Consider the following 12,496-nt stretch of genomic DNA (forward strand, 5'->3'; position numbering starts at 1 on the left):
GTCGGTTACTGGCCCCGCGCCCGGGCACGCACCTGCACCCGATCCGTTGCAACACCACAGGTCAGGCCAGTGCTGTCCCGCGCCGTCACAATCGCCTCATAGTCGCCCGGCTGGGCATATCGATGACGCGCCACCGCGCCTGTGGCCTCAGTCCCGTCGCCAAAAGCCCACTCCAGCCGCACACCCTGACCGTCAGGATCACGCGCGCCTGCTGCGTCGAAAACGACAACGTCATGCGCCGCTCCAACAAAGGCCTCGATATCCGCGCCCGCGTCCACGACGGGCGGAGCATTCACAAGAATGCGGGCATGATCTTCGCCAATGGCACAGGCCGATCCGCTATCGTCCTGGATCACAAGGCGCACGTCGGCAGGCCCGACCTCGTCAAAGCGCCGCGTCACCTTCGGACCATCCAGAACAACCCCGTCCGAGAACACCCACTGCCAGCCCGTGACATCCCCATCAATGTCACTGCCCTTGGCGCTGAACGTGACCTCGTCACCGGGGCAAACAACGCGGTCCGGCCCGGCATAGGCCTCGGGAGAAGCATTCACCCGCACATAGATTTCTTCCAGCCGCTTGCTGTTCGACAACCCCTTGCCGTCATCCATGTCCGCCCGCACCGGATAGACGCCGGGGCGCTCAAAGGCATGAGACACACGCACGCCCTCGCGCTTGGCGTCTCCCAGCGTCCACGAAACCTCGGTCCCCTCGGCCACATCCGCTTGCCACTCGAAAGGCACACCCGGGCAAAGCTGTGCCGGCGTTTGCAGGCCCGCTACCGGATCGGGGTTCACCTTGATCCGTCCAATCGCCACCGAATAACTGTTTTCGACCCCGGCATCATCCTGCACTTCCAGAAGCACGGTATAGGTGCCGGGCTCAGTGTAGCGATGAACACCCAGAACACCTTCTGACACCACGCCGTCGCCAAAGTCCCAGGCAAAGCCGGTGATCACGCCATCTGGGTCGTGCGACCCGCCACCGTCAAAGATCACCGTCTCTCCCACGCTCACCTCGCGCGGGGCATCCGCCTTGGCCACCGGTGCGCCGTTCACAACGATCCGGTGCCGCGAGACCAGCTGCCCGCAATTCTGTTGCCCGCCCTGCATCTCGCTGGTCAGAACAACAGTGTAGACCCCCGGCTCGGCAAAACTGTGACGCGGCTCCATACCTTCCGCAGTAGCCCCGTCGCCGAAATCCCATGAATGCGAAATCGCCTCGCCCGTTCCGGGTTCATCCCCAAGAACCGCCCGGAAAGCCACCTCCAGTCCGCTGGCCACTCGCTCCGGTGCGGCAATGCTCTGCGATTTTGCAGGCCGCACCGAGATATTCACCGTGTCCGTATCAATGGGATTACAGGCCCCCAGCGCATCGCCGACAATCGTCAGGGTCACCGTATGCAGGCCGACACGCTCGAATGTATGCACAGGCCGCGCACCACTGCCCCGCGTGCCATCCCCAAAGGTCCACTCATAGCTGTTCACCGATCCATCCGCATCGCTCGATGCCGTCCCGTCCAGCCTGATCTCCTGATTGACGCAGACGCTCATGTCCGGCCCCGCATTGGCAATCGGCCCTTCGCGTACGATCACCGCAACACGATCCTGATCACGCCCCAAAGCCGAACCGCTCTCGTCCTGAACGGTCAGGGTCACCGGATAGGTTCCCGGCTGTTCGTAGGTCTTGGTGGGGTTCACGATCTCCGATTGGCTGCCATCCCCGAACTCCCAGAGATACTGCAACAGATCGCCATCCGCATCGCTGCTGGCCGAGGCGTCAAACAGGATCGCATCGCCCGAACACACATCCCGGTTGCCCCCCGCCATCGCCACCGGCGGCGCGTTGATGGTGACGGTCGTTGCATCCACGTCCCGCGCGTTCGAAAGCCCGGTGCCGTCATCCACCCAAAGTGTCACAGGATAGCTGCCTGCCTTGGCGAAAACATGGCTGACCTGCTGGCCATAGCGCATCGCGGACCCGTCTCCGAAATCCCAGGAATAGATCAGCGCGTCGCCGTCCGCATCGCTTGATCCCCCTGCGTCCAGCCTCACCATCAGACGGTCTGTATTGATCACGGGGCCAGCCTCGGCGATCGGCGCATGATTGACGCGGATCGTAACCGTATCGACATCTGTGCCGTTCGAAACGCCACTGTCATCACGCACCACCAGCTGCGCGCTCCAGACCCCCGGCGCGGGATAGGCCCGCTCGATCTGCGCGCCCTCCAGCGGCACCTGAAGATCATCGAACTCCCACGCGTAAACCGCGATCCGCCCGTCGGGATCGTAAGAGCCCCGCGCGTCGAATAGGATTTCCTCATCCGGCGCAACAAGGATATCCGGCCCCGCCACCGCCACGGGCGCGGCATTGACGACCATCAGAACCTCGCTGTCATCCGTCGCCCCGCCACCGCGGAAATCGTCCATGACCGACAGGCCATAGCGATAGAGACCGGGCGTGCTTTCGCGCACCGACACCCGCTCGCCGTCCTTGGTGGTGCCATCCGGCAAGGTCCAGAGATAGGCGGCAATCGCCCCGTCAGGATCAACCGACGCCCCCGCGTCCAACACGAACCCCTCGCCCGGTGCCACGGTCAACGAAGGCCCTGCATCCGCGATCGGGCTGGCATTCACCACCACCCACATCGTATCGCGCGCATGGCTTTGTGGCGCGCCGCTGTCATCCTGCACCGTCAATGCCACTTCGTACCGGCCCGGACGCGCATAGGCGTGTTTGGGGCGCACACCACGCCCAACCGTACCATCTCCGAAATCCCAGCTGTAGGATGTGATCCGGCCGTCAATGTCCAACGATCCGCTGCCGTCAAACTGCACTTCGCTGGCGGTCACGAACTGATCCACCCCTGCCTCGGCAACGGGGCGCGTGTTCACGATCACCTGTGCGACCGTGCTCTGCATGGCCGAGGCTGTGCCGCTGTCATCAATCACGGTAAGTGTCACATCATAGACCCCGGGGATCGCCCAGGCATATTCCGCGCTCTCCCCCTCGGCCATGGCCCCGTCTCCGAAATCCCAGCGATAGCTGAGGATGGTGCCATCCGCATCCACCGACCCGCGACCGTCCAGAACAAAGGCCTCACCCACGGCAAGCGCCTCGCTTGGTCCCGAGATTTTCGGCTCGGGCGGTGCATTCACCCGCACAGTCACATGGTCGGTGCTGGTGCGGTTCGACACGCCGCTGTCATCCGTCACAGACAAGGCAACGCGATAAACGCCTGCCGTATCAAAGGCATGGCTCACCTCTGCGCCCTCCATCTGGGTGCCATCGCCAAGGTCCCAGACATGGGCCACAATGCTCCCGTCCACGTCATAGCTCGCCCCGCCATTCAGGCGCACCGGCTGGCCAACAATGGTCGACACATCCGTGCCGGCCTCGGCCACAGGGGCAAAGTTCACGTTTACTACGCGGGTCGCCAGGCCGAAATTACAGGGGTGGTTGCTGTTGTCCGAGACCCGCAAAACCGCCTGATAGCGGCCCGCCTTCTCATAAACCTTTCGCGCAACGGGATCCTGCCCCACCGTTCCATCGCCATAGGTCCAAAGATAACGGGTGATCGGACTGTCCGAGGCGACCGAGGCTGAGGCGTCAAACCCGACGGGCTCGCCCGGTGCTACCGTGATTTCATCCCCGGCCACGGCCTTCGGGGCGGGGCGCACATGCACGGGCACAACCGCCTCGTTTCCGCGCGCCGCCGCCGTTCCCGGAGACAGAACGCGCAACCTCGCCTGATACCGCCCCGGCGCACCGTAACTGTAGACGATCACCGGCTCGTCCGAGGTCTGGCCGTCTCCAAAATCCCACTCATAGGCCAGAAGCGGATGGGCGTCGGCAAGGCTGCCATCAAACGCGACAGAGGTACAATCCGCCAGCGGACGCGCACGCGGCCGGGCCGAGGGACGCTCGGGGTCAGGTGCCTTGCGTGGCGGCATGATCAGGGGCAAGGCCGCGCCTTCCTTGTCAAACACCGAAAGCGTCACGTCGTTTGGCGTCTCAAAGCCGCCTTTCAGGGTCAGCGCCAGCAGGGCCTCATCCGTCTCGACCTCGGAAACGGCCCATGTGTTCTGCCCAGAAGCCCGCAACCGCACGTCGCGATACATCAGGTTCAGCCGCAGATCCCCCGCCGCCCCGTCAAAGTTCTGCACCTCAACGGGGCCACCTTCATGCAGGAACTCCACCCGCGTCGCCATGGCCCCTCCGGGCCAGCGAATGGTCGGCTGGTAGGCAAACATCTCAAGGCCTTCCGGCGGGCGATGGCGATCCCGCGACAGGCTGACATCCAGCGAAAACCCGTTGCCGTCATCTCCATCCGTACCCAGCACATCCAGCCGGAAATACGACCGCCCGTCGATCACCTCGCCCTGACGTGCCCGAAGGCTGCCCAAAGTGACCCACTGGCCGTTGGTCTTCAAATCCGTGGTAAAGGTCGCCTCGCGCAGCACCTTGCCCGGCGACGCCTTCAAAAGATCGCCCCGCTTGGGCTGAATTGGCCGCGCCCCGTCCGCAACCTTCTGCGGTCGCGCGATACCGGAAAAGGCCCCCTCTCCGCCCGAAAGGCGAAACACCGTTTCCGAATGGCTCCGCCGCCCATAGACAAAGTCATGCTGCCCCGACATCTCGGGATCGAACAGGCGGACATACAGCCGGTCTTTCAATCCGGCCGGTACGCTGAAAAACACGGTCTCGCGGTGATCAATATCCCCTTCCCGCGTATGCGCGAGGGTGCCGTAAACCACGAGCAGCCCTTCCTCGGAGGGCGGGGCAACCGTCTGTGCCGTGACCCCTTGAGGCGCAATCCCCATGACAAGGCAAAGCACGACGTAGCTATAGGTTTTCAGGAGTGTCTTCATCACTGGAACGCCTCGTTTCCTGCATAGTCCATCACCACCACCTCGATCAGCGCCAGGTCTCCGGCCTCGGCAGGCAGGGTCGCGCGGCAGAGGCCGCTGACACTGTCACAGCGCAGAAAGCCCTCCCGCTCCTCTGCCCCAACCTCGAGAAGGAAAGGCGCCGCCTGTCGCAGCCCCGAGGCATCCCGCGCCTCGACCACGATTTCGATGGGGCCATTCGCGCCATGTGGCCGGCTGGCCGTGGCGCTCAGAATGTTTGGTGGATCAACATCATAATTCGTCTGAACCGATAGAATACCAACATTGCCCGCCGCATCCGTCGCACGAATATCAAGCGTGTTCACACCGGGTGCCAGCTGCACTTCGGTTGCGAAACCACCGTCCAGAACCGGAATATCCTCGGCACCGACCGTCAGCGAGACCGCATCCCCCACGGCCCCCGAAATCGGCAGGCGATCATCAGACACCGCGCGCGGTGGCGGCTGATCCAGAACGATCATCGGGGCCTCGCTGTCCTGCACGACCGACAGATCAAACCGCCCCTCAACCGCCCCGGTCGGCGCCAGAACTTCGATGGCATAGCCACGCACCATGTCCGACGCGGGCAAGGTCACCCCCAGCGCGCCCGCGTCCCCAACACGCGCCCGCGCGATCTCCGCGCCCCCGTCATCAAGCACGCGAACATCCGCACCCGACGCCGCCGAGGTGCTCGCGAAAAAGCTCAGCTCCCCCGTCCGGGTCACGAACACCTCACCCACGCGCGGCAATCCCGCATCCGGCAGGATCTCAACCGATGCGAGGGGGCGATAGATCACCCCGCTGATCTTTTCGCTCTTGTTCCCGGCTGGATCGGTTGCCACAACCCGCAGTTCGTTCTCTCCAGCCCGAAGCGCAACACGGGCCAGAAAGCTGCCATCGCCGCCAACCACGACCACCTCGCCGTTCAAGGTCAGCTCAACCCCTTTTTCCGAGGCGCCCAGAACGTCCACGTAATCCGTTTCCAGCACAATCCCAGGGAGTGGCGCAAACAGGGTCAGGAACGGTGGCGCATCATCCTGCAACAGGTCGAAACTGCGCACCTCGCTCCACTTGCCCGGCAATCCAAGCGCATCCAATGCCGCCACCCGCCAGAAATGCGTGCCAGGACTCAATCCTTCGACCCTGAACCCACTTTCCGGCACGGCCCATTCCGTCGCGATCATCCGGTTAAACCCCGGATCACCTGCCACTTCGAACCAATAGGCCGAGGCCTCCGGATAGGGTTGCCACGCAAGGGTCACGGCATTCCCGTAGACCAGCGCCCCGCCAAGGGGCTCGGCAAGTAAGGGCTGTTTCAAAATCTCGGCCCGCTGCGCCTTGCCGCGGGAAATCACCACGCCCTGATTTTCCTCAAGGCTGACCGCTGCGCCCGCCGACTCGATATCCAGAGACGCCGTATCGTAATTCACGAACCGCGCCCCGCTCTCGTCGTTCTTGATCCAGAAATCATCCGAGTCGGTCGTGGTGCGAATACCCGGCACTTCGATCTCAAAGGAATCCCGATCCGAAAGCTGGTTCAACAGCGCATAGAAATCGCCGTTCGACAGGCTGACCTTGGTCACTTCGCGGCCCGTCAGCGGATCAGACCGCATTCTCTGGATCGTCGCATTCGAATTGGGGTTAAGGCGCAACCGGCTGAGATCACGGAAAGTCACCTGCGTCGTCGAATTCGACAGCGTACGCAGTCGCTCGAACTCGACCAGAATGTCATTCAACGCCCGCGAACTCCACGCGGGCTCTGCAGGGTCTCGCCCCTCGATGCGACCATGCACATCCGTGATCAGCGCCTCGGCCGCCTGATCGCGCAGTTGCACCGAAATCTCATAGGCGTCTTCCGCATGTGCAGAGGCCGACCGCGCATAGCTTACAACCTCGCGCCACGCGCCTTCGCCACGCCGGGCAATTGCCGTGTCCCGATCGGAAATCGCATTGCCAATCTCGTCAGGCGCAAAAAGCCGAGCGCCCTCTGCCGTCGCCTTCTGGATCGCCTGCAATGACGCCAGCAAAGCCTGATCTGAGTAGGCCACCTGCTGTACCGGCAATTGCAGAGAGGTTCCGGGCGCGAGGTCTGCCACCGAGGCCATCTCATTAAGCCGAAGAACCATCGGCCATAGGTCGGGATCATCCAGATGCTCGGCCACGAAATCGCGTAGAGTCGTTTCTCCCGAAAAACGCACCACTTCGTAAGGGGCATTGATCGGATCGCTGTCTGCCAATGCCGGCGCAACTCCACCGGCGAAAAATAACGGCAAGAAACAGAAAACTCGTACCACACTGACGAGACCTTTTCTGTCCTCGCCCGCAGGACGCCACATGGCGTATCTCCAAGAAAACGTTGCGCGTCAAAATGAATTATTCGATGGCTTTATCGTTGGGTAAAAAAGCTAATCTGGCAAGAAAAACCCTGATTTTCGTGGATTCTACCGCCCTCGCGTCAACAATCCGACTGGAAACAGGCAATTCCAGTGCAACGCGCAACAAAACAACCCGTGGCCGGGGTGTTTTGGTCATCACTTTTAGGAGATGGTACCGCCTCCCCGGCTCGAACGGGGGACCTCTGGATCCACAATCCAGCGCTCTAACCAACTGAGCTAAGGCGGCACTGTTCGGGCGATTTATCCCTAGCGTCAGATGAATGCAAGCCAATTTTGACAATTACTTTCGCCGAGCGTGAGAAACTTTTGTTCGAGACAAATTGCAGCGGGAGGAAATCCTTTTCTCAATGGTCTCCACACGATATATCCCTGAAAAAACGTGAAGGTGCCCACTTGAAGAAGCTACTCAACGCCGCCTCCAAAGCGATTGCGAAACAGCGCCGCAAAAGCCTGTCGAACGAGATTTTCTCCCGCCACAACGGCGAGGTTCAGCTCGGCGCCTACAAGGGGCTCAAGCTCCAAGGCGATTCAAACGTCTCCCGCGGCCCCCTCGGCCTCAAGATCTTCGGCCTGTACGAGACGCAGGTGGTGAACGAAATCACCGCATCCGCCCCCTTCACGGACCTGATCAACCTGGGTGCCGCCGACGGCTATATGTCGCTTGGCCCCCTGTTCGCGGGCCTTTGCGACCGTTCGATCTGTTTCGAGATGACCGAAGAAGGCCGCAACGCCGTACAGGCCAACGCGGAAATGAACGGTGTTGCCGACAAAGTGGTCATTCGCGGCATTGCCGACGAAACCCTCGGTGCCCAGCTTGACGAAATCGGTGCGGACCTCTCCAAATCCGTCATCCTCTGCGACATCGAAGGTGCCGAGTTTGATGTCCTGACCAAGGAACTGCTCGCAGCGCTCAAGAACGCGCGTATCATTGTCGAACTGCATGACCGCAACATGCCCGCAGGCTTGGCCTTGCGCGAGGCGCTGATCGCGCGTATCCCCGGCGGCAACCGCGCACGTGTCCTCAAGGCCGAATCCAACACTTTCAACGGCATCGAGGAACTTGAAAGAATGCATGACCTCGACCGCTCCCTTGTCTTGTCGGATGGCCGCAAGATCATCGGGGAATGGCTTGTCATCGAACCCGCCGAAGGAGCTTGAAATGGGCATCAACACCGAACGCGACATCGAAGCCAACCTGCAAATCGGCCCGACCGATCAGGGGTTCGTCCGCCTTTTCGTCGAAGCTGACGGCATGGAAATCCCGATGGACTTCTCCCCCGAGGAAGCCGAGGAGATCGCGGAAGAAATGCGTGCAGCGGCCGCGACGGCCCGCAATATCGCCAGCAAGTAACGCTGGGACATCAAACTGGCATCAAGCGCGACGGCCCCCGTCGCGCTTTTGCGTTTCCGGTCTACTCTTCGTCTGGCAATGCCGACAACTTCGGATCGCGGAAGCGGTGCAATCGCCGGGCGGCGTCCATCGCGAACTTCTGGATCAGCTTCTTTCGCCGCGCCGCCGCCAATTTGTCTTCCGGCCCCATCCGCACGATCTCGGCGTCATAGGCATCTGCCATGATCAACCCGGTGTCCTCCGGCAGGAGTTCCGTGGGAAACTCGAGATCCACCGCCCAGAAATACCTGTCGCACCACTCAAGGTATCCCTGCCACTTGGCATCACTCTGAAAATCGGCGCGGCTGGATTTGCATTCGACAATCCACAGCTCTCCCTTCGGCCCCAGTGCCATCACGTCAACGCGCAGGCCCCGAATGGGAACGAACTCCTCGACCGACACGAAACCGTGCGAGCGCAGATGACGGCTGACGCCACGCGCCAAAAGCTGTCCGGGTTGCAGATTCTCATCCATAGGCAAAACGTGAACAATTAGTGAACAAAAATCAAGTCACATCCCGCCACCCCCCGCCAAAATCCGCAGCTGCCCCCTTGCCGAAACAGGCGCCACGCATTACCTAAGCCTTCGGCGGGTGCTGCCCTTCTCGTGATACGGTTGCATTCCGGTGGCCTTAAGCAATTCCGAGGGAGCTGGCTCTGTCCTGGTCCTGGCCTGGTTACCTGGCGCCCACCTGTATAAACAGGTCCTCGGGAATGAGATAACCCCACGGCTGCGTTTGCGGGCCCGCCACTTTTCACCTTCAACCTGCTCGTCTAGGGTCGCGTTCAAAGCCACCAAGGAGCACCGCATGTTCGCCCGCGATCATCTCACCTTCGAACCGATCCCCCTGCCCGACCGGACCGAGATCACCGACCCGGAGATGCAGGCCGCCGCAGACGCCTTCTTCGATCTCATGCAACGCCGCCATACCGTGCGCGACTTCTCGCCCCGCCCCGTGGCCCGCGACGTGATCGAGATCTGCATCAAGACCGCCGGCCGCGCCCCGTCCGGTGCCAACCATCAACCCTGGCACTTCGTGGCCATTGCCAACCCCGCCCTCAAGGCGCAAATCCGCGCCGAGGCCGAGGAAGAGGAACGCCGCTTCTATGCGGGCGGCGCGGGCGACGAATGGATCAAGGAGCTCGAACCGATTGGCACAAACGCCCACAAACCCCACCTCGAGGACGCACCCTGGCTGATCGTGGTCTTTGCCCAGCGGTACGGCCTGTTCGATGACGGCACCCGCTACAAGAACTACTATGTGCCCGAAAGCACCGGCATCGCCTGTGGCTTTCTCATCGCGGCCCTGCACAACGCGGGCCTGTCGATCCTGACCCACACCCCGAACCCGATGAAATTCCTCAACGCGGCCCTCAACCGCCCCGAGTCGGAAAAGCCGATCATGATCCTCGCCGTGGGCCATCCGGCCGAGGACGCCACCATTCCCACCGTGGCCAAGATCAAGAAACCGCTCGAGGAAATCCTGACAGTCTGCGACTGATCCGGCATCGAAACGCGTTTTGTGCTATCCTGCCTGCGGGAGGATGCATCATGTCAAACGCATATTCTTACGCCTGTCGCGACTGCGAAGGGATGGAAGCCTGTCCCGCCAGCGTCGTTGCCGAGACCCGCGAGGAAGTCTGGACGCTCATGGAAACCCACGCCCGCGTCGCCCACGATGAAGATCCGGGCAAGTGGGACACCGAAACACGTACCTACCTTGATACGCTGATCAGGCCGGTCACTGTCGCGGCCGTCGGATAACGAAGCATAAGAGTTACCACTAAGGCTTGCGCCGTTCCACAGGCACCGGAATCAACGCAGGCTCCAACACCGGAAGCGCATCTTTCTTGCCGCCACCGGGGCCATCGTCGCGCGCCATGCGCATGATCGTGATCGAGAACTGCACACCGGCAAAGACGATGCCGTTGAACATGAACAGCATGACAACCGCCACGTATCCTCCGCTGGTCGCATTAACAAGATGCCAGAGGTTGCCCACGTTGAAATACAAAAGCAGGGCGACAAACAGGGCGGACAGGCCAAATCCGGCCAGAACCTGAAGAATATAGAGACGAATGAGCTTGGGCATGGTTCGGTTCCCTTCTGCCCTTATGATATGCCAACCTTGGCATGTGGCAAGGGCAATCGACGAAATTCACGCAACCCCGCTTGCCACTTCCTGCATATCGCCCCTAGGCTGCGCCCATTGTTTGAGGGAGCAGTTCATGACCAATCCAAAGTCCACCGCCCGTGCCACGGTTGCGGCCCGAAAATCCGACCTGTCGCAATGGACACGCACAGTCTGGGATTTTGGCGAAACCGCATGGCGCGAATACAAAAGCGCGGCCTTCTATGTCGACCTTCTACGCCGCGAAGGCTTTACCGTCGAAGAGGGATCGGGCGGCATGCCCACCGCATTCTGCGCAACCTGGGACAATGGCGACGGCCCGACCATTGGCGGCTATGCGGAATATGACGGCATCCCCGGCAACTGCCAGGCGGCAGAACCCCGCAAGGCGCCGCGCCCCGGCCTCTCGGCCCATGCGGGCGGCCACACCGATCCCCACTCGGCTCTGGGTATCGGATCACTGGGTGGCTTCCTTGCCACCAAGGCCGCCATGCAGGAACACAACATCCCCGGCCGCCTCAAATTCTTCGGCGAACCGGCGGAAAAGGTGCGTGGCTCAAAACCGATCCACGCCGCAGCCGGCTACTATGACGATCTCGATGCCGCGATCTCGTTCCACCCCTTCTACATGCCGCCCCTCTGCAACACCGTCCGCTGGGATACCCACTGCGGTGTCGGCTACGGGGTGATCTATGAATTCTCCTGCGAAGACCCGGAAACATGGATGGCAGGCGACGATGCCTCGCCCATCCCCGCCAGCCACGCCGCCGCCCGCGCCCCCGGCGCGACGGACGCCATGATCCAGATGTACCAGTCTGCCAAGGCGCTGCGCGAACACGTCATGGCACCGGGCCAAAGCTGGTCAATGAACGAAACCATCATCAGCCACGGACAGGCCACCGCCGACAACATCCCCGCACAGATTGCCCAGATCCAGTATTTCATCCGCATCTCCGAAGTCTCCGAGGCCGAACACATCATTCGCGGCCTCGACCACTTTGCCGAAGCGGCCGCCAAACTGTGCCATTGCACATGGCGCCGCCACTGGGTGGCCAAATCCCGCCCCGGCCTTGCCAATCACGCCCTCTCGGCGGCCACCTATGCCAACCTCGAAACCGTCGGCGCGCCCATCTGGGGCGACGACGCCAAGACCTTCGCCCGCGCCATACAGTCGGAACTCGGCCTTGCGCCGATGGAAGACCCTTTCCTGCCGATGATCTCCGAACTCACGCCCCCGGAACAGGCCGAAGCCGCGCTGCGCCAGATGCTCCCGCCCACCCAGCGCCATTTCACCTCGGACGACTACACCGAGTTCTGCTGGCACGCGCCCACAGTCCGGCTCTATATCGGCCGCCCCGCCCTGACAGCCCCCGAAGGCTTTGCCTATCCGGCATGGGCGATGAACGCGATGGGCGGACATCCTGCCTGCATCGACCCGATGGTCGAAACCGCCGCGCAGGTCATTGCCATGACCGCGCTCGACTGTCTGACCGACGGGGAAATGCTAGAGGCCGCACAGGCCGAATTCCGCGAACGCACCGGCGGCGGGATTGGTGGCGACAAATGGCTGGCCCCGCTCTGCGACTACGAACCACCGCTGCACTTCCGCTGGCCGGAATACGTCACAACCGCGCGCGGCGAGGACTGGGTTCTCCCCACCTCGCCCTGAAACGCATGATTTTCTAGAAA

At 62.0% G+C, this 12,496-nt stretch carries 9 protein-coding genes and 1 tRNA gene; 5 read left to right on the forward strand and 5 right to left on the reverse strand.

Annotated features, from left to right (window positions below; translation table 11 throughout):
- Positions 1-5: 5 nt before the first annotated feature.
- From ABWV42_RS03490 to ABWV42_RS03500, 3 genes are all read right to left on the reverse strand, one after another.
- Positions 6-4,871 (reverse strand): PKD domain-containing protein, encoded by a 4,866-nt coding sequence (locus ABWV42_RS03490; RefSeq protein ID WP_353338899.1) that lies wholly within the window; start codon positions 4,869-4,871, stop codon positions 6-8.
- The gene (locus tag ABWV42_RS03495) at positions 4,871-7,126 is read right to left on the reverse strand and encodes a FecR domain-containing protein (RefSeq protein ID WP_353338900.1); all 2,256 of its coding nucleotides are present in this window, start codon (positions 7,124-7,126) and stop codon (positions 4,871-4,873) included. The genes ABWV42_RS03490 and ABWV42_RS03495 overlap by 1 nt, the downstream gene beginning before the upstream one ends.
- A 308-nt stretch (positions 7,127-7,434) precedes the next feature.
- A tRNA-His gene (locus ABWV42_RS03500) sits at positions 7,435-7,511 on the reverse strand.
- A 167-nt stretch (positions 7,512-7,678) separates the two neighbouring features.
- Between ABWV42_RS03500 and ABWV42_RS03505 the strand changes: the two genes are divergently transcribed.
- Positions 7,679-8,443 (forward strand): hypothetical protein, encoded by a 765-nt coding sequence (locus ABWV42_RS03505; RefSeq protein WP_353338902.1) that lies wholly within the window; start codon positions 7,679-7,681, stop codon positions 8,441-8,443.
- 1 nt (position 8,444) lies between these two features.
- A complete protein-coding gene (locus ABWV42_RS03510; RefSeq protein ID WP_255104829.1) occupies positions 8,445-8,636 on the forward strand; it encodes a DUF6324 family protein in 192 nt (63 codons plus the stop codon).
- Positions 8,637-8,697: 61 nt separating this feature from the next.
- On the opposite strand, the gene ABWV42_RS03515 is transcribed toward ABWV42_RS03510, so the two are convergent.
- Complete coding sequence (locus ABWV42_RS03515; protein WP_353338903.1) at positions 8,698-9,150, reverse strand: MmcB family DNA repair protein; 453 nt, start codon at positions 9,148-9,150, stop codon at positions 8,698-8,700.
- 334 nt (positions 9,151-9,484) lie between these two features.
- Between ABWV42_RS03515 and ABWV42_RS03520 the strand changes: the two genes are divergently transcribed.
- Positions 9,485-10,177, forward strand: a complete 693-nt coding sequence (locus ABWV42_RS03520) for a nitroreductase family protein (RefSeq protein WP_353338904.1) — start codon at positions 9,485-9,487, stop codon at positions 10,175-10,177.
- A gap of 50 nt (positions 10,178-10,227) precedes the next feature.
- Positions 10,228-10,440 carry a DUF1059 domain-containing protein gene (locus tag ABWV42_RS03525; protein WP_353338905.1) on the forward strand — a complete coding sequence of 71 codons (213 nt, stop codon included), beginning with the start codon at positions 10,228-10,230 and terminating at the stop codon, positions 10,438-10,440.
- Positions 10,441-10,459: 19 nt separating this feature from the next.
- Here the strand turns inward: ABWV42_RS03525 and ABWV42_RS03530 are convergent, their stop codons facing one another.
- Positions 10,460-10,768, reverse strand: a complete 309-nt coding sequence (locus ABWV42_RS03530; RefSeq protein WP_353338906.1) for a hypothetical protein — start codon at positions 10,766-10,768, stop codon at positions 10,460-10,462.
- A 136-nt stretch (positions 10,769-10,904) separates the two neighbouring features.
- Here ABWV42_RS03530 and ABWV42_RS03535 point away from each other — a divergent pair, with 136 nt between their 5' ends.
- Positions 10,905-12,476: a zinc-binding metallopeptidase family protein gene (locus ABWV42_RS03535; RefSeq protein ID WP_353338907.1), complete on the forward strand. Its 1,572-nt coding sequence runs from the start codon at positions 10,905-10,907 to the stop codon at positions 12,474-12,476.
- Positions 12,477-12,496: the final 20 nt, after the last annotated feature.

The sequence above is a fragment of the Pelagimonas sp. KU-00592-HH genome, assembly GCF_040369695.1.
Lineage (GTDB): Bacteria > Pseudomonadota > Alphaproteobacteria > Rhodobacterales > Rhodobacteraceae > Shimia.